Genomic DNA, 17,602 nt, shown 5'->3' with positions numbered 1-17,602 from the left:
ATGCTCGGATGCGGGTGTTGGTGACGGGAGCGAACGGGTATCTCGGCGGTGTTGTTGCCGAGGCGCTACGAGCCGGTGGTCACGACGTGGTCGGTCTGGTGCGTCATGCGCGGGCGCGGGTGCCGCACGGGGTGCCGGTCCGGGTCGCCGACCTGCTCGATATCGGGGCGCTGCGCGCGGCGCTCGACGGTGTCGACGCGGTATGCCATCTGGCCGGATGCACTCGGGTTCGGGAATCGTTCGGTGATCCGTTGCGGTTCTTCGAGGTCAATGTGGGTGGGACGGTTTCGTTGCTGCGGGCGATGGCCGAGGCGGAGGTGGGCAGGCTGGTCTTCGCGTCCACCGCGTCGATCTATGGGACGCCGGAGCGGCAGCCGATGTCGGAGAAGCTGCCGGATCGTCCGCCGCATCCGTATGCGGCGAGCAAGCAGGCCGCCGAAGCGGTGATCGCCGCGCAGGCGGCGACCGGGCGGCTGGCCGCGGTTGTCTTGCGGCTGTTCAATATCGCGGGTGGCGCCGATCCCGATCCGACCAGGATCGTGCCGCGGATTCTCGCGGTGGCGGCCGGGGACAGTCCGTGCCTGGCGATCAACGGCGATGGCAGCGCTGTTCGGGACTATGTGCATATCCGTGATGCCGCAGCGGCTTTCGTGGCGGCGCTCACGCACCTGCCGGGTCCGGGGAACTGCGCCCGGTACAACATTGGCAGCGGAATTGGCACCAGCGTCAACGAACTCGTTGCTGAAGCCGCTCGGATGACCGGCCGGGCGATCGCCGTCGAACACCTGCCCGCCGTACCGGAGCCGCCGTGTCTGGTCAGCGACAGCGGCTCGGCACGCAGGGTATTGGGTTGGGAGGCAAGGAGTTCAGATATAGCGACGATTCTCCGCAGTGGATGGGCGGCGCGGCCGACGCCCTGACCGGCCGGTCACTGCCTGCGATCGCGGAATTGATTGAGCCAGTCGATGCCGTCGCGCAGGCTCGGCGATCGATCGATCCTCGGCTGCTCCCGTTGCTGCCGCTGCTCTCGCTGCTCCCGGTCGTCCGCCATGTTGGCGGGCTTGCGCTGGTTCTGCGCTCGATCGGACCAGTCGCGAAGGGCAGGGTCGACGCGGCCATAGCCGCCGTCCCGGGAGTCACTCGGCTGCGCGGTTCCCGGATGTCCGAGGTTGTGCAGAAACCGATCGAGATACGAATTGTCCTCCCCGCGAACGCTATACGTCTTGGCCCGGGCCGCGGCCGCCTTCTTGTCCGGCGCGAACGGCACGCCGGTCGAGATCGCCCGCAATCCGAGGGTGAGCATCTCCCCGAGCATGCCGATGCCGATCGACAACGTGATCGGCTTGGCATCGTGATGCATACCCATCGTGCTGCCGAGCAGACTGATCCCGAAGCCGGCAACGATCGAAGTCCCCCAGACGACAAGGGTTTTCACCGTATAGCGCTGCCACAGATGCCCGTCGCGCTCGAACAGCACCGTGGTCGTCCCGCGCACCGCGCCGAACGCGATGCCGACCACACCGCCGATGATCAGCCAGACGATATCGGCCGAACCGAGATCGCCGACCTTGGTCACGCTGTAGACACCGATCCCCACCAGGATCAACGGCGTCAGAAAGGTGTCCCGCGCGTCGACCGGCTCCCCCAGGAACCGCTTCACGATCAACACGATCGCCCCGGCGATGATCGCGAACATCAACCCGACACTCATGATGCCTCCCAGCAAGAAGTCCTGCCGGGAAAACTAACGCCGTCGCCACCGCCCCAGAGTCCGTCGAACGTAGGACCTGAAGGATGATTGCGGGTCCTCAGTACCCCTGCTGCCCGCCCAGCTGCTGGGTGATGACGGCCTGCAGGCGTTGCAGGCCGTTCGGTGTGATGCCGCTCTGGATCTGTCCCTCGATGGTGCGCACCAGCATGGCGTCGCTGAGTACCTTCTCGCTGGACTGGATCAGCACGGTGCCCGCGCCGGTGAAGTCGAATTGCCGTTCCTCGCCGGAGTTCACGCCGAACCGCGCCGCGCCGGCGGCCAGGAAGCCGGAGATCCAGCGCTGGTCGTAATGATGGCTGGGGGAGGGGCAGTCGGCCCAGCCGACCAGGGCCTCCGGGTCCACCCGCAGCGGCGGCTCGGCGAACATGACCGGGCCGTTGGAGGAGGCGAGGAATTTGCCGGTGCCGATCAGGGTGAGGAAGCCGGGCACGATCGACTGGTTCAGCGACAGGCCGGGTTCGAAGGCCAGCAAATTGGCGGCGCGGATGGTGAGGTTGCCGTTGTCCTCGAGGTCATAGGAATTGATGTCATAGCCGCGGTCGCCGATGATCAGCTTGCCGTGCCCCTCGGCCACCACATAGTCGCCGGTGAACAGCGGGGCCGAGAATTGTTGCGACACCATGTGTAACAGCCCGCCCTGCAGGCCGTGGGTGAGCATCTGGAATCGCATGTCGCCGTAGTAGGCGATCATCGCGCCCTTGCGCATGAACCACGGCTTGTTCAGGTCGATGCAATAGGCGTAACTGTTTCCCGGGAGGTTGTCGCTCTCCCCGAGATTCATCGGATTCAGGATTTCCGGCATGGTCACAACTTCTCTTCCGAGGCCTGCACGTACACGACTCCCTGTCCGACACAATGCAATTGCATGGCCTCGCCGGAGCCGCGCCCTACCGCGTCGCGCCAACTGAGCGCGGTTTTGAGTTCGGTCTGCACATTGCCGTACGCGGCGACGAAGGCCTGCGGGTCCACGACGATCGGATTCGGCCCGCCCACTGGCAATTCCAGGAATCCGCCATGCGCGAGCAGCACCGCCGCGCCCTGTCCGGACAGCTGCGTGGTGAACATGCCCTGCCCGGTCAGCGCGCCGGTCGCGGCCCCGCGCAACGCACCCATGATGCCGCCGCCGCCACCTCCGCCCCCCGAACTCATCACCGAGACAATGGAACTCTGCAATCCGGCGGTATTGGCCAGCAGCCGCGACGCCTCGACCCGCAGCACCGCGCCGGGCTGCATCTGGACCACGTGGACCTCCAGTCCCGCGAATCCGTAATGCACCTCGCCGTTGCCTTGCGCGAGCATGGTGCGCTCGTGCTCGCCCGCCATCATCCGGCCGGCCATCCGCATCAGCCCGCCACCGCCGCCGCCCATGCCCTGGCCGCCCGGAATCTGGTGCGGCGCAAAGGAAACGTCGCCGGTATAGAACAGCATGGCGCCGGTGCGGGCGGCCACGCCACCCGCCATGCCGACGTTGACCTTGACGACTTTGCCGTTGACCTTCTCGAACATCCGCTCGCCCTTACCGTTCCGCCGGCTGGATCAGTACCACGCCCTGGCCGTCCCAGCGCAGCGAGAACGCCTCGCCGGCGTCCTGGCCGACGAGCGTGCGCCAGGACACGTCGGTGACGAAGGACTGATTGAGGTTGCCGCGCGCCGCGACGAACGCGTCCGGGTCGACCACCAGCGGATATTGCGGCGATACCTCGAGGTGGATCAGCGGCCCGCCCGCCGACAGCAGCGCGACTTGGCCCTGCCCGGTCACCGTCGTGGTGAACAGCCCGGCCCCGGTCGAGGCGCCGCGCAGGCCGGCGAAGCGCACATCGGTGCGCAAGTTCCCGGCGAACGCGAGCAGTTGCTGCGATTCGACCTGCAACGTCTCGTTGTTCAGGTTGACCACGGTGACGTGCTGCCCGTTCACCGCGAAGAAGACCCGGCCGTTGCCGGAGCATTCCATCAGCGAGAGTTTCTCGCCGGTGGCGCGGCGCTTGAGCCCGGCGAGCACGCCGTCCCCGCCGCCGAATCCGGCCGCCTTGAACTGGACGTTGCCTTCGTAGGCGATCATCGAGCCGGAAATCGCGCGAAGGCTGGTCCCGGCGAGATGCGCCTCGATCACCTTCTTGGATTGTTCGAACAGTTGCGCCATGAGGGTGTTCTGCCTGCTGTCTCGATCGGGAACATGGAAACCACCACATTCCAACTGCGTGCCGACACATTAACCGATCACCCCCGCGATCGTCGGGACCATCGGCCGGTTTACCGGAACCGTCGCCCGAGCGTTTCTCGTAGAGTGGCATCGAACGCACCGACAAGCGAAGGGTCTAACTTGTCCGCAACACTCGCCAAGGGCCAAAACGGTCCGCTGGCCACGAACGACGTGGTGGTCTCCATCCAGCTCACGGCGCCCGCGGATCTGTCCGCACTATTGGTCACCGAGCAGGGCAAGGTCCGTACCGACGCGGACTTCGTCTTCTTCAACCAGCCGAGCGGACCAGGGGTCAACCTACAGCCCGCACCCGCCGGGCAACCCGCCTCGCTTGCGGTGTCGTTGAACGCGGTGCCCGCCGATATCGCGCAGATCCGCGCGGTGATCACCCTGGACGACGCGAACAGCAACTTCGGCCGGTTCCCCGCCCCCACCGCGATCGTGTCCGACACGACCGGTAACCGGTTGTACGAGTACCAGATCGAGGGCTTGAGCACCGAGTCGATCGTCATCGCGCTGGAGCTGTACCGCCGCCAGGGCAGCTGGAAGGTGCGCGCCGTCGGGCAGGGCTACGCGGGCGGTTTCGCCGCGCTGGTCACCGACCACGGCGTGACCGTCGACGACTCGCCCGCGCCGCAGGCCGCGCCCGCGCCCCAAGCCGCGCCTGCGCCGCCCCAGCAGGCCCCGGCCTACCCGACGCAGCCCGCGCCGAACTACCCGCCGCCGACCACGCCCGCGTACCCGGCGCAGCAGAATCCGCAGGCCGCGCCGACCGGTGGCTACCCGCCGCCGGGACCCGGCTACCCGCCGCCCGGCCCGGGTTACCCGCCCCCGCCCGCCCCCGGTGGTTACCCGCCGCCGCCCGGACCCGGTGGTTACCCGCCGCCCGCGCAGGGTGGATACCCGCCGGCCGGACAGCCGCCCCCGCCGCAGCAGCCGCCCGCCGAGGTCAGCCTCAGCAAGGACCGCCCGGTCAGCCTGGTCAAGGGCCAGCGGGTCACCCTGCGCAAGGAGGGCGGCGCCGCGCTGACCTTCGTCAAGATGGGCCTCGGCTGGGATCCGGTGAAGAACCGCGGCATGTTCGGCAACCGCACCGTCGACGTGGATCTCGACGCGTCGGTGGTCATGTTCGCCGACAACAATCCGGTCGACGTCGCCTATTACGGCCAGCTGACCTCCAAGGACGGCTCGATCCGGCATCAGGGCGACAACCTCACCGGCGAGGGCGACGGCGACGACGAGGTGATCCTGGTCGATCTCACCCGCATCCCGGCGCACGTGAGCACGCTGGTGTTCATCGTGACCTCCTACAAGGGTCACACCTTCGAGCAGATCCAGAATGCGTTCTGCCGCTTGGTCGACGGCACCACCAACGCCGAGCTGGCCCGCTACACCCTGGCCGGCGGCATGCCGTTCACCGCGATGGCGATGGCCAAGGTCTTCCGGGTCGGCGGCGACTGGAAGCTGCAGGCGATCGGCGAGGGCTTCTCGGCCAAGCACCCCGGCGAGGCGGTTCCCCACCTCGGCCGGTTCTTGCAGCACTGATCGAGGTGGCGCGAACAGCAAGGCAGACAACGTGATTCAACTGAAGCCCGGCCAGAACATACCCCTGGCCGGTGGAGTCGTCCGGTTCGAGGCGAAAGCCGCGGCGGCGCTGGATGTTTCGGCGCTGGTGGTGGCGGAGAACCTCAAGGTGTTCAGCCCGGACGATTTCGTCTTCTACAACCAGCCGAGCGCGCGGGGCGTCCGGCTGGACGCGAACCGGGTGACCGTCACGCCGGCCGAGGTGCGCGGTGACGCGAAATCGGTGCTGCTCGTGGTCAGCGCCGATCCGGCGGTGCCCGGCCGGCCGGGTGGCCTCGGCACGGTGACCGCGACCCTGTCCGAAAACGACGAGGCGGCAGCGGAATTCGTGGTGACGCCGTCCTCCGGCGAGGCGGCGCTGATCTGCCTGGAGGTTTATCGCCGCGGCACCGGCTGGCGGCTGCGTGCCGTCGGGCAGGGTTACTCCGGCGGGCTCGGCGTGCTGCTGACCGCGCACGGCGTCGAGGTCGAGGACGATCCGGCGGACCCCTCGGCGCAGACCGGTTCGGCGGCGCAGACCGGCGAGGTGGCCCAGCCGAGCGGAGTGCGCGCGCCGGGCCCCGGCGTGCACACCATGTCCGGGCCGATGGCCGGCGAGGCCCGCTCGGCCGGCGCGGCGCCGATCGAGGTCGGGCACGGGCTAGAACGCCTGTGGATGATTTTCGAGGATGCCGCTCGCTCGGCCGCCGCGCTGGTCTCCGCCAGGGACTACGCGGCCAAGCGGCTCGATCACGAATTGTCCGCCGCTGTCTCCGATCCCGCGACGCGCAACACCCCGGCCGCCGACGCCGCGCGCCGGGCCGCGCAGCAGCGCAACGACGAGCTGATCGCCACCGCCGAACGCAACCACGAGCGCGACAGCGCGCAGCTCGTGCGCGAGCTCGCCGATGCCGACCTGATGCTGCCGCCCGCGCTGGCGTCCTGGGACTCGCCGGCCTGGGACAAGCCGATCACGCCCAGCGACGGCATCCGCCTCGGCGAGCTGTACGCCCGCGAACGCGGGACGCTGCGCGTGCCGTATTGCGTTCCGGTGCCGTTGAATCGGCCGCTGTGGATAGATACCGAATCCACTCGCGCGGTGGCGCCGGTGGTGGGTGCGCTGCTCGCGCGGCTGCTCACCTCGACGCCGGGCCGGCGCACGCTGGTCGACATCATCGATCTGACCGGGGCGTTCAGTGGATTCACCGGGCTGCTCGCGCCGGTGCTGAACGGACCGCCGATCACCGACCACGGCGAGATCTCCGAGCGGTTGCAGGCGCTGGTCCAGGCCGCCGAGCTGGCCGAGCTGGCCTTCACCAGCGGCATGGGCAGCCCGCCCACGGAGCACCGGATCCTGATCGCCGCGGATTTCCCGCACGGCTACCAGAGTTCGGACGCGCAGCGGATCGGCTCGCTGATCATGCGGGGCGATCTGATCGGGCTGTCGACGGTGATCATCGGCAGCGACGAATCCGACTCGGCCGACACGACCGTGGCCATGCTGTCCCAGTCGTGCAGGCACCTGCCGACGGTGGACGGGACGCCGCTGTTCGATCCGTGGACCGGCAGCCCGTGGCAGCTGGACCTGGATCTGCTACCCCAGGAGCCCGCGCTGCTCGCGCGTTACCTGCGCACCCACTGAATCGGATTCGCGATGTTCGATACCTCTGCGTGGTTACCCACGCCGCGGGTGGCATCGCCGGCCTGCGAGTTCCATTCGCGGGCCGGCGCCACCCGGGGCCGGAGGAATTGGGGCAGCCAGGCCAGCAACGGATCCGGCGCCCGATCGACGATGCCGCCGACCGGATCGTCGACATAGTCGCGCCGCACCAGGTCCTCGCCGGGGCGATAAATCTGCCGGATGATCAAGGCGCACAGCGCGATCACCGCGAGGTCACGCAGCACCACGGCGCCGGTGAACCACTGCTCGGGTAGGCCCTTCTTGTCCAGGCCGAGGTAGTAGAACATGCGCGGCGCCCAGACCAGCGCGTCGATCGTCATCCAGGCCAGCAGGATTCGCCGGTGCGGCAGGGCGAGCACCGCGATCGGCACCAGCCACAGCGAATACTGCGGGCTCCACACCTTGTTGGTCAGCAGGAAGGCGGCGATCACCAGGAAGCACAGCTGCGCGAGCCGCGGGCGTTGCGGCGCGGTGAGCGCGATATAGCCGATCACGGCGCACGCGAGGACGAACGCCAGCAGCGATACCGCGTTCAGGATGACCGGTTGCTGGTCGTGGGTGAGCACTCCGTCGAAGCCGGGCCAGCCGGTGAACGAGGTGATCACGTTGTACAGCGAGTCCGGGTCGGCGTGCCGGGAGGTGTTGAGCCGGAAGAACTCCCGCCATCCGTCCGGATACAGCGCGGCGATCGGCAGGTTCACCGCGATCCAGGTGCCGAGCGCGGCCGAGACGGTGACGGCCGCCGCGCCGAGCGGGCGAGTGCTGAGCAAGTGCACGCGGTACGGGGTTTCACGAATCCAGTCCAGCGCGGTGGACCAGCTGGTGATATCGCGCAGCCGCAGCCCGAGCTGGGTGCTCGGCATCCGCTGCATCGGATCGGCGCGCAAGCACAGCACCACGATCGGGCCGAGCAGTAGCAGCGGATACAGCTTGGCGGCGCCGCCGAGACCGAGCAGCAGTCCCGCGAGCGCGGGACGTCTGCGCGCCCAGGCGAGCAGGCCGGTGGCGGCCAAAGCCGTTGCCAGGGCGTCGAAATTGGTGAAGATGTGCACGATCACCAGCGGCGAGCAGGCGACCAGCGCCACGTCCCACACCCGGCGTCCGGCCAGCTGCGCGCTCGCCCATACGGTGACCAGCCAGGCCAGCGCGAGGCCGAACGCGACCACGTTGAAATAGATCACCACCTGGAGCGCGCCCGGCAGCGGCGAGGCATCCCAGGCCTTGGCGATGCGCATCGAAAGGTATTGGTACAGACCGGATAACACCGGGTATTCCATGTACCGGGTTTCCCGGCCACCGTCCGCGGTCTGCTCGGTCCAGTCCTTCTTGTACGGGAACGCGCCCTCGTTCAACCGCTCCGCGCCGTAGAGCGGGACCGTGTCCGAGTAACACATCGCCACGTACTGGCGGCCGTTGTTCCAGTCCAGCGTGAGCGAGCCGTCCGCGGTCGTGGTCTGCTGAATGCAGCCCGCCTTGCCGAACCAGCCGAACGCCAGGAACACCACGGTGAACGCGAGCAGCACCCGCATCGGCGTCCAGAACCGCACCCGCCCGATCAGCGCGTGCTCTCCCACCGGCCCGCCGATCACCGTGGACAGCTGCGCGGTCAGGGAATCGTTGCGGCTGGGCCGATCTCGCGCGTCGGCCGACCGAAGATCCGGCGCGAGCGGGCCGGGGGCGACGTAGTACGCGCCACCGGAAGACGCCCCACCCGCTTGCGGCACGCTCCCGTTCGTTCGCTGGTCCACCAGTTCCTGATCGGTCACGGCACCCGACGCTACCTTGAGTTCGGCCATGGGTTCGGATCGCGTCGTCCCCACTCGGCTGGGCGGGGACGACGCGCTCGGTCTACCTGCTGCGCGTGGTCGGCGGAGCGCCGTTGCTCTCCGCCTGACCGGGTCGTGGCGATCCGGACGTCGGCGCCTCGGTCGCCATCGGCTGGCCGGGCAGCGGTGTCGGGCCGTCCTCGCGCGGCTGCTGTTGCTGTTGCGGTTGCTGCTGAGCCTGCGGGCGTGGCTGCCCACCCGGGATCTGGATCGGCCCGAACGGGGTGTCGATCTGCGGCGGGAGCATGATCGGCGGGATCAGCGGCGGCGGTGCGTCGGTGGTCGACGGCGGGGTGAACGGGGCCGACCACGCGGGCACGCCCGCCTGGCCCTTGATCGGCGCGGGCTTGGGGAACGTCTCGTTCTTCGTGCCCTCCAGCGCACCGTCCATGGTGGCCTTCCAGATATCCGACGGCAGGCCGGAACCGTAGATCATGCCGCCCTGGTAGTTGCGCAGCGCGGTGCTGTCGACCGCACCCACCCACACCGCGGTGGACAGCGACGGCGTGTAGCCGACCATCCAGGCGTCCTTGTTCTCGCCGGAATCGCCGAGCTGGGCGGTGCCGGTCTTGGTGGCCGACTCGCGGCCGCCCGCCAGGTTGTGGTTGCGCGACCAGGCGGCGATCGGCTTCATCGCGTCGGTGACGTTGTCCGCCACCGCGGCGTCGACCCGCTTTTCGCCGGCGACCTCACCGCGGTCCAGCAGCACCGAACCGTCGGCCGCGACGACCTTCTGCACGAAGTGCGGCTTGTGGTAGACGCCCGAGGCAGCCAATGTGGCGTAGGCGGAGGCCATGTCGAGCGGGCGCGAGTCGTACTGGCCGAGCACGATGCCGTTGTTCGGGCCGTTGCCGTCCGGTTCGGTCAGCGACGGGCCGACGCCGGGGATGTTCTCCGGGATGCCGAGCTTGTGCGCCATGTCGGCGATCTTCTTGGGGCCGTTGCCCATATCGATCTGCATCCGGTAGAAGCTGGTGTTCAGCGACCGCTTCAGCGCCTCGGCGATGGTGCACATGCCGCAGCCCTCGCCCTCGACGTTGGTGATCTTGATGCCGTTGACTGTGATCGGCGAGCTGTCGTATAGCTGTGAAAGCGGAACGCCCTGTTCGAGATTCGCCGCCAGGCCGAACACCTTGAACGACGAGCCCGGCTGCAGGCCGGCGTTGGCGTAGTCCCAGCCCTGTCCGTCGTCACCGCCGTAGTAGGCGACCACGCCACCGGTCTTGGGATTGACCGAGACCACCGCGGCGCGCAGCTTCTCCGGTTCGCCCTGCATCTTCTTCTGCGCGGCGTCCACGGCGGCCTTCTGCGCCTTCGGATCGATGGTCGTGGTGATCGACAGGCCCGCGGTGTTCATCTGCTGCTCGCTGATGCCCTCGGCGGACAGTTCCTTGAGCACCTGGGTCTTGATCAGGCCCTCCGGGCCGCTGTCCAGGGTCTTGTCCTTGGCGGCTGCCTGCACCGGGACCACCTGCGGGTACTGCATGCCCTGCCGCTCGGCCGCGGGCAGATTGCCGCCGGACACCATGCCGTCGAGCACATAGTTCCAGCGGGTCTTCGCGCCCTCGGGGTTCTTCTCCGGGTCCAGGCCGGACGGCTGCTGGATGGTGGCGGCGAGCACCGCACCCTCGGCGGGGGTCAGTTCGGTCACCGGCTTGCCGAAGTAGGCCTTGGCGGCCGCGTCGATGCCGTAGGCGCCACGACCGAAGTAAATGGTGTTCAGGTACGCGGTGAGGATCTCGTCCTTGCTCCACTGGCGCGCCATCTTGGCCGAGATGACCAGCTCGCGCAGCTTTCGGGTGAGCGAGCGTTCGTCACCGACCAGCGCGTTCTTCACGTACTGCTGGGTGATCGTGGAACCACCGCCCGCGCTTTCCTTGCCGAGCACGTTGTCGCGCGCGGCGCGGGCGAAACCGGAGATGGAGAAGCCAGGGTTGGAGTAGAAGTCCCGGTCCTCGGCCGCGATGACCGCGTTGCGCACGTGCGCCGGGATCTGCTCGATCGTGACATCGGTCCGGTTGCCTTCCGGCGGAACGACTTTGCTGACCACGGTCTCGCCGTCGGCGGCCAGGATGGTCGCCACCTGATTGGTTTTGAGGTCACCGGGCTGGGGTACCGAAACAGTCGTGTACGCGATCAGGAAGACGCCACTGGGAATCAGGATGGCCATGGCCATCATCACGTAGATGACCCGGCGCACGATCCGCCACGGCGACTTCTTCTTCGCGCCGGGCTTGCGCTTGCCCGGACCGGAACCGTCGCCACCGCTGCCGCCGTTGCGGCGCGGGGGCGGGCCGGACGGCGGGCCACCCGCGGTCTGTCTGCGTTCGCCGGTGCCGTTGCCGGGATCGCCGACACGACGGGCGCGGTCGGCGGTCGGCCGCGGTCCGGTCGGCGGACCACCGCGCCTGCCGCGGTCGGCGACCACGTCGCTCAGCGAGTTGCGCTCGATCTTCTGGGTCGCCTGCGCGCCGGGCGGCGGGGCGGGGTTGGGCCTGCCCTGCGGCGGCCGCTGGTGCGGCGGCGGGGGCGGTCCCGGACGACGCTGGGGCTGCGGGCCGCGCAGCTCTCCCGGGTAGGGGGCGGGCCGCTGGGCCGGCGGCGGGCCGGGCCGGGCGCCGGGCGGTGGCGGCGGGCCGGGGCGGGGATTCTGATACGGGTTGGGACCAGGATGTGAACTCCGTGGAGGACGGCCGCCGTGCGGTTCATCGCCGTAGGGGGAAGTCTCGTAGGGCGAATTCACTGACAAGATCTCCATAACTCGTAACGTTGCGGATGGCTCGGGGCGGTCAGCGCGACCGCAGCGGACACGTGTTGGCTCCGCGAGTCATCCGACGGGCAGATGACCAGGCACTTCATTCGGCTGCGGTGCGCCGGGTCCCGGTGCGGCGCCGTGTTGGCGCCGGCGTGGTACCGAGGACGTAGGACTGCACCAGATGATTCCAGCTGCAGCTGCGGCATACCTCGACGACATGGACCGAGAACTCCTCACGAGTCTCGGCGAGGCGGGTCAGCTCCTCCGGAGTGCGGGCCGAACCCGCCACCGGCCCGAGACCGTCGCCGTAGACCCAAGATACAAGCGTGAGCTGTTCTTTCCGGCAGATCGGGCATGTGACCTCGCTCCCCCGACCGTGGAACTTCGCCGCACGCAGCAGGTAGGGATTCGCATCACATACCGAGGCGACATCGACGCGGCCCGCATACACGTCAGCCAGCAACGACCGACGCCGAAGGGCGTAGTCGACCACCTGCCGCTGGATTCGCACGAGAACCAGAGTAGCGGTGTTGCCGGGGGGCCGCCCTGGCTCAGGGGTATCGCACACCCGCTAGATCGCTGTTTATATCGACCAGGACTGTGCACGGTTATATCGCTCCGATATAGTTTGGAGTCGCATCCATCGGTAAGGTCTGTCCATCGTCAGGGAGGTGAAGCCCGGTGCTCGAGCTGGCAATCCTCGGGCTGCTCCTCGAATCGCCCATGCACGGCTACGAGCTGCGCAAGCGGCTCACCGGCCTGCTCGGCGCGTTTCGGGCTTTCTCCTACGGATCGCTCTATCCGACGCTGCGTCGCATGCAGTCGGACGGGCTGATCGCCGAGGAGATCCCGGCGGGCGTGGTCACGCGCCGAGCCCGCCGTGTCTACCAACTGACTCCGGCGGGACGCGAACGGTTCAGCGAACTGCTCGCCGACACCGGACCGCAGAACTACACCGACGACGGCTTCGGCGTTCACCTCGCCTTCTTCAGCCGCACCCCCGCCGCCGCGCGGATGCGGATTCTGGAGGGCAGGCGACGCCAGGTCGAGGAGCGCCGAGAGGGACTCCGGGAGGCGATCAAGCGGGCCAGCGGGTCGCTCGATCGCTACACCCGGCAGCTCCACCAGCTCGGACTCGAATCAAGCGAGCGCGAAGTGCGCTGGCTCAACGAGTTGATTGCGGCGGAGCAATCGACGAAGGCGGCACCACAGAAAGAGGGAAATATCGGCCATGAGTGATGACAAGAAGGCTGACAACGCCACCGAAGTACGCGTCGCCATCGTAGGTGTGGGTAACTGCGCTTCCTCGCTGGTCCAGGGTGTGCAGTACTACAAGGACGCGGACGAGACCGCGACCGTGCCCGGGCTCATGCACGTCAAGTTCGGCAAGTACCACGTCCGGGACGTGAAGTTCGTCGCCGCGTTCGACGTCGACGCGAAGAAGGTCGGCTTCGACCTCGCAGAGGCCATCTTCGCCAGCGAGAACAACACCATCAAGATCTCCGACGTGCCGCCGAGCGACGTGGTCGTGCAGCGTGGTCCGACGCTCGACGGCATCGGCAAGTACTACGCCGAGACGATCGACCTGTCCGAGGCCGAGCCGGTGGACGTGGTCAGGGTCCTGAAGGACAACAACGTCGACGTCCTCGTCTCCTACCTGCCGGTGGGCTCGGAGGAGGCGGACAAGTTCTACGCCCAGTGCGCCATCGACGCGAACGTCGCCTTCGTCAACGCGCTGCCGGTGTTCATCGCCTCCGACCCGGTGTGGGCCGAGAAGTTCACCAAGGCGGGTGTGCCCATCGTCGGTGACGACATCAAGAGCCAGGTCGGCGCGACCATCACGCACCGCGTGATGGCCAAGCTGTTCGAGGACCGCGGCGTGCAGCTCGACCGCACCATGCAGCTCAACGTCGGCGGCAACATGGACTTCAAGAACATGCTCGAGCGCGAGCGGCTGGAGTCCAAGAAGATCTCCAAGACCCAGGCGGTCACCAGCAACCTGAAGAAGGAGCTCACCGCCAACGACGTGCACATCGGCCCGTCCGACCACGTCGGCTGGCTCGACGACCGCAAGTGGGCCTACGTCCGGCTCGAGGGGCGCGCCTTCGGCGACGTGCCGCTGAACCTGGAGTACAAGCTCGAGGTGTGGGACTCGCCGAACTCGGCGGGCATCATCATCGACGCGGTGCGCGCCGCGAAGATCGCCAAGGACCGCGGCATCGGCGGACCGGTCATCCCGGCCTCGGCGTACCTGATGAAGTCCCCGCCGCAGCAGCTGGCCGACGACGTCGCCCGCGCGCAACTGGAAGCCTTCATCATCGGCGCCGAGTAGCAGGCAACGAGATGAGCCGGGCCCCACGAACTTTCGTGGGGCCCGGCTCGTTCGCGTGGTGCGGGGGTTCAGTCCAGCGAGACGTAGACCTCGACCGAGGTCGGTCCGGTGTAGCGCTCGATCTCCGCGGTGTGGGAGCGGGTGATGGTGCCGGCGCTCTCCGCCTTGCGCACCTGTGCCCATGCGGTGCGCAGCAGGTCGTAGGGCTTGTCGGAGACGACGAACTTGGCGTAGCGGCCGTGCGGGACGCGGGTGAGCACGTCGCCGGCGTCCATGTCGTCCATCGACGCCACCTCGTAGCCGAGCACGGCGACGGCGTGATCGTTCTGGCCGATGTAGGCGGCCACCCTGGGCACGCTCTTCTCCCGCGCCAGGTAGCGGTCCCAGGTGAAGTTCACCAGGTCGAGGTCGCGCGCGGTCACCTCGCGTCCGGCGAGCGGGACGGTCAGTCCGGCGACCAGGCTTTCGTCCAACGTGACAATCTCGAAGTCCACAGTGTTGTTCCTACCCGTCGACTTGATCGTCTGCCAGCGCTACGAAGACTTCGGCCGTGCGCGCGTCGGGATAGTGCTCCCAATCGCCGGTGTAGGCGCGCACGAACCGGCCCGCGGCCTCGGCGTCCCATACCGAGCGCCAGATGTGCACGATGGTGTCGCCCAGGTTGTCCCCGCTGGCGATGAACCGGGCGAACCGGCCCGCGGGCACCCTGGCGAGTATGTCGCCGGGTAACAGGTCGTCCACGCTGCGGCAGCGGTAGCCGACGATATGGGTTAAGTACGAATTGATTTCCGGCGCGTGGTCGACGTACGCGGTCGTCGGCGGCCCGGGCAGCTGGCGGGCCAGGTTGCGCTTCCACGCTTCCTCGACTTTCGCGCGGCGCGGTCCTTCGACCGCGAGCGCCGGGCTGCGAAGTACTGTTCCCGCCACCAGCGTCTCGGGTTGGTCAACGACATTGAAATCCACCGGCGTAGCCCCTATGTCTCGTCTGTCTCCAATTGGCGGCGTCGTCGCTCGAGCGCATATCCTTCCGCATCGATCCCGCGGCATCGGCGTCGGCCTTGTCCGACACACTCGCTGTTCGCTCTCACTCTGGCAAACGATGCTGCCATGTCATCCGTTCCCCTGGGTGCAGGAAGGTCACAGCATCATCGCTATCCAGGCACCGGGATGGTCAGTCCGGGGAAAATTTCCACTTCCTTAGGGGTCGGCGGGGCGGGCGGGATGATGACGATCGGTTCGCGCTGCGGGCCCGGCGGTGGATTCAAGATGTCGTAGGGACCGCCGGACGGCTTGTTCGCCGGCGGCGGCACGGCAGCGATGTCCGCCGTCGCGGGCGCGCCGGGGAACTGCTCGTTCGGCGTGCCGGCCAGTGCGCCGTCCATCACCTGCTTCCAGATGTCGGCGGGTAGGCCGGACCCGTAGATGTCGGTGCCGCGGGCGGTGTGGATCGGCTGCGACTGTTCGGTGCCGATCCACACCGCGGTGGACAGCGACGGGGTGTAGCCGATCATCCAGGCGTCCTTGTTCAGCTTGGACTCGCCGAGCTGGGTGGTGCCGGTCTTGGCCGCGGACGGGCGGCCGCCGGCCAGGGCGTGGCCGTTGGAGTACGCGGCGATCGGGGTCATCGCCTGGGTGGTGTTGTCGGCGATGGCGCGCGGGATGCGTTGCTGACCCTCCGGCAGCTGCTTGCCGGTCCGCTGCTCGGGCGCGCCGCGGTCGAGCAGCACGCGCCCGTCGCCGGTCACCACGCGCTGCACGAAGTACGGCGGGTGATACACGCCGGACGCGCCGATCGTCCCGTACGCCGAGGCCATGTCGATCGGGCGAACGAGGTACTGCCCCAGCACGATTCCGTTCAGCGGCCGCCCGCCGTCCTCGGTCAGGGTCTTGCCCGCGACGCCGGGGATCTCCTCCGGGATGCCCGCCGCGTGCGCCGCGTCGGCAATGGCCTTGGGCCCGTCGAACATCGACATGGTCAACCGGTAGAAGCTCGTGTTGAGCGAGCGCTTGAGCGCCTCGGCCATGCTGCACCGGCCGCACGACTCGCCGTCCACGTTGGTGATCTTGGTGCCGCGATCGGTGACCGGGGAACTGTCCAGCAGGCGATTCAGCGGAACGCTCTGCTGCTGTGCGGCGATCACCGCGAACGGCTTGAACGCCGACCCGGTCTGCAACGGCGCCTGCGCGTAGTCGTAGCCGATGCCGTCGTTACCGCCGAAGTAGGCGCGCACCGCGCCGGAGCGCGGGTCGATCGACACGATCGCGGCGCGCAGCTCGGGCGGCTGCCCGCCGAGCCGGTCGCGCACCGCGTCCAGCACCGACTGCTGCGCCTTCGCGTCGATCGTGGTGGTGATCTGCAGTGCGCCGGTGTCGAGCTCGTGGTCGCTGATGCCGGAGGAGCGCAGCTCGCGCACCACCTGGGCGCGGATCAGGCCCTCGGGGCCGCGGGCCACGTTGTCGTCCGGGATCTCGTTGAGCGGGATGATCGGCGGGAACACGGTGGCGTCCCGATTGCCGGGCGAGAGCACGCCCATCTCGACCATGCCGTCGAGCACGTACTTCCAGCGCGCGGTCAGATCGGGCAGGTGCGTTTCCGGGTCCAGGATGGACGGCGTGCGCACCAGCGCGGCCAGCACCGCGCCCTCGGCGAGGCTCAGCTGGTTCACCGGCTTGTTGAAATAGACCTTGGCCGCCGCGGCGATGCCGTAGGAGCCGCGCCCGTAGTAGATGGTGTTGAGGTAGGCGGCGAGGATGTCGTCCTTGCTCCACTGCCGGGCCATCTTGGCCGAGATGATCAGCTCGCGCATCTTCCGGGTGAGCGTGCGCTCGGAGCCGAGGAAGGCGTTCTTCACGTACTGCTGGGTGATGGTGGAGCCGCCGCCCGCGTTGTCCCGCCCGAGCAGGTTGTCCCGGGCGGCGCGCAGGAAGCCGGCGGTCGAGTAGCCGGGGTTGGTGTAGAAGTTGCGGTCCTCGGCGGAGAGCATCGCGTCGCGGGTCGACTGCGGCACCTCGGCCAGCGGGATCGGCGTGCGATTGCCGTTGGGCGGCACGACTTTCGCGATCACCGTGCTGCCGTCCGAGGCCAGCACGGTGGCGATCTGATTGGTCTGCACCGAATCCGGGCCGGGGATTTCCGCGCTCCAGTAGACGAGCACGAACAGCAGCGCCGGCACCGCGCCGAAGATGATGAACAGGGCGAGCACCAGGCGGCGGAAGCGTTCGCCGCGGGTGTGCGGTGGGCGATTCGGATCGGGCGCCGGGCGCGGCGGCTTCGGCTCCCGCGTGGCGCGCGCACGCCGCTTGCCGCGGGCGGGGACGGTCTCCAGCTCGTTGAAGCCCGCGATGGAGGCGTACAGCGGGGTCTCCGGCTTGTTCCGCGAGCGGCCGCGCCGCCGCCGGAACGAGCTCACGACCGCGTCTCACTGACGCTCGGCACCCGCGCGCGGCCAGGCGCGGCGCGTTCCCGGTGGCGCT

General features: G+C 68.5%; 15 protein-coding genes. 5 read left to right on the top strand and 10 right to left on the bottom strand.

Translation table 11 applies throughout. The features are described 5' to 3' along the window. The first annotated feature begins 8 nt into the window (after positions 1-8). Positions 9-920 carry an NAD-dependent epimerase/dehydratase family protein gene (locus tag ACFYO1_RS23730; protein ID WP_387234718.1) on the top strand — a complete coding sequence of 304 codons (912 nt, stop codon included), beginning with the start codon at positions 9-11 and terminating at the stop codon, positions 918-920. Positions 921-928: 8 nt separating this feature from the next. On the opposite strand, the gene ACFYO1_RS23725 is transcribed toward ACFYO1_RS23730, so the two are convergent. From ACFYO1_RS23725 to ACFYO1_RS23710, 4 genes are all read right to left on the bottom strand, one after another. Continuing rightward, positions 929-1,711, bottom strand: a complete 783-nt coding sequence (locus ACFYO1_RS23725; protein ID WP_387234716.1) for a hypothetical protein — start codon at positions 1,709-1,711, stop codon at positions 929-931. Positions 1,712-1,808: 97 nt separating this feature from the next. After that, positions 1,809-2,573 carry an AIM24 family protein gene (locus tag ACFYO1_RS23720; protein ID WP_387235350.1) on the bottom strand — a complete coding sequence of 255 codons (765 nt, stop codon included), beginning with the start codon at positions 2,571-2,573 and terminating at the stop codon, positions 1,809-1,811. Between the two features lie 2 nt (positions 2,574-2,575). Beyond that, entirely contained in the window at positions 2,576-3,277 is a 702-nt protein-coding gene (locus ACFYO1_RS23715) for an AIM24 family protein (RefSeq protein WP_387234713.1), read from the bottom strand. Between the two features lie 10 nt (positions 3,278-3,287). After that, positions 3,288-3,911 carry an AIM24 family protein gene (locus ACFYO1_RS23710; RefSeq protein ID WP_387234710.1) on the bottom strand — a complete coding sequence of 208 codons (624 nt, stop codon included), beginning with the start codon at positions 3,909-3,911 and terminating at the stop codon, positions 3,288-3,290. 180 nt (positions 3,912-4,091) lie between these two features. On the opposite strand from ACFYO1_RS23710, the gene ACFYO1_RS23705 reads away from it, so the two are divergent. Further along, a complete protein-coding gene (locus tag ACFYO1_RS23705; protein WP_387234707.1) occupies positions 4,092-5,516 on the top strand; it encodes a TerD family protein in 1,425 nt (474 codons plus the stop codon). A gap of 31 nt (positions 5,517-5,547) precedes the next feature. Further along, positions 5,548-7,176 (top strand): TerD family protein, encoded by a 1,629-nt coding sequence (locus tag ACFYO1_RS23700; RefSeq protein ID WP_387234704.1) that lies wholly within the window; start codon positions 5,548-5,550, stop codon positions 7,174-7,176. Here the strand turns inward: ACFYO1_RS23700 and ACFYO1_RS23695 are convergent. The 3 genes from ACFYO1_RS23695 to ACFYO1_RS23685 form a co-directional block, all read right to left on the bottom strand. Continuing rightward, a complete protein-coding gene (locus ACFYO1_RS23695; protein WP_387234701.1) occupies positions 7,158-8,981 on the bottom strand; it encodes a glycosyltransferase family 87 protein in 1,824 nt (607 codons plus the stop codon). The two genes, ACFYO1_RS23700 and ACFYO1_RS23695, sit on opposite strands and share 19 nt — an antisense overlap. 82 nt (positions 8,982-9,063) lie before the next feature. Further along, on the bottom strand, positions 9,064-11,799 hold the full coding sequence (locus ACFYO1_RS23690; protein WP_387234697.1) for a transglycosylase domain-containing protein: 2,736 nt from the start codon (positions 11,797-11,799) through the stop codon (positions 9,064-9,066). Positions 11,800-11,896: 97 nt separating this feature from the next. Further along, complete coding sequence (locus tag ACFYO1_RS23685) at positions 11,897-12,307, bottom strand: DUF5318 domain-containing protein (RefSeq protein ID WP_191093751.1); 411 nt, start codon at positions 12,305-12,307, stop codon at positions 11,897-11,899. Positions 12,308-12,477: 170 nt separating this feature from the next. Between ACFYO1_RS23685 and ACFYO1_RS23680 the strand changes: the two genes are divergently transcribed. Continuing rightward, positions 12,478-13,035, top strand: coding sequence for a PadR family transcriptional regulator (locus ACFYO1_RS23680; RefSeq protein ID WP_040740009.1), 558 nt, complete (start codon positions 12,478-12,480; stop codon positions 13,033-13,035). Further along, entirely contained in the window at positions 13,028-14,128 is a 1,101-nt protein-coding gene (locus tag ACFYO1_RS23675; RefSeq protein WP_387234694.1) for an inositol-3-phosphate synthase, read from the top strand. Before ACFYO1_RS23680 ends, ACFYO1_RS23675 begins: the two co-directional genes overlap by 8 nt. A gap of 68 nt (positions 14,129-14,196) precedes the next feature. On the opposite strand, the gene ACFYO1_RS23670 is transcribed toward ACFYO1_RS23675, so the two are convergent. The 3 genes from ACFYO1_RS23670 to ACFYO1_RS23660 form a co-directional block, all read right to left on the bottom strand. Then, a complete protein-coding gene (locus tag ACFYO1_RS23670; RefSeq protein ID WP_150400307.1) occupies positions 14,197-14,622 on the bottom strand; it encodes a GyrI-like domain-containing protein in 426 nt (141 codons plus the stop codon). Between the two features lie 10 nt (positions 14,623-14,632). Further along, positions 14,633-15,091, bottom strand: a complete 459-nt coding sequence (locus tag ACFYO1_RS23665) for a GyrI-like domain-containing protein (RefSeq protein WP_387234690.1) — start codon at positions 15,089-15,091, stop codon at positions 14,633-14,635. A gap of 188 nt (positions 15,092-15,279) precedes the next feature. Further along, complete coding sequence (locus ACFYO1_RS23660; RefSeq protein WP_387234687.1) at positions 15,280-17,538, bottom strand: transglycosylase domain-containing protein; 2,259 nt, start codon at positions 17,536-17,538, stop codon at positions 15,280-15,282. Positions 17,539-17,602: the final 64 nt, after the last annotated feature.

The sequence above is a fragment of the Nocardia sp. NPDC006044 genome, assembly GCF_042871115.1.
Lineage (GTDB): Bacteria > Actinomycetota > Actinomycetes > Mycobacteriales > Mycobacteriaceae > Nocardia.
Note: the sequence above shows the minus strand (reverse complement) of the source record. Positions and strands in the feature narration are given on the sequence as shown.

Excerpts from the sequence above, each read along its gene's own strand:
- ACFYO1_RS23690 (WP_387234697.1), bottom strand. The coding sequence starts at position 11,799 with ATGGAGATCTTGTCAGTGAATTCGCCCTACGAGACTTCCCCCTACGGC.
- ACFYO1_RS23730 (WP_387234718.1), top strand. The coding sequence starts at position 9 with ATGCGGGTGTTGGTGACGGGAGCGAACGGGTATCTCGGCGGTGTTGTT.
- ACFYO1_RS23720 (WP_387235350.1), bottom strand. The coding sequence starts at position 2,573 with ATGCCGGAAATCCTGAATCCGATGAATCTCGGGGAGAGCGACAACCTC.
- ACFYO1_RS23725 (WP_387234716.1), bottom strand. The coding sequence starts at position 1,711 with ATGAGTGTCGGGTTGATGTTCGCGATCATCGCCGGGGCGATCGTGTTG.
- ACFYO1_RS23710 (WP_387234710.1), bottom strand. The coding sequence starts at position 3,911 with ATGGCGCAACTGTTCGAACAATCCAAGAAGGTGATCGAGGCGCATCTC.
- ACFYO1_RS23715 (WP_387234713.1), bottom strand. The coding sequence starts at position 3,277 with ATGTTCGAGAAGGTCAACGGCAAAGTCGTCAAGGTCAACGTCGGCATG.
- ACFYO1_RS23675 (WP_387234694.1), top strand. The coding sequence starts at position 13,028 with ATGAGTGATGACAAGAAGGCTGACAACGCCACCGAAGTACGCGTCGCC.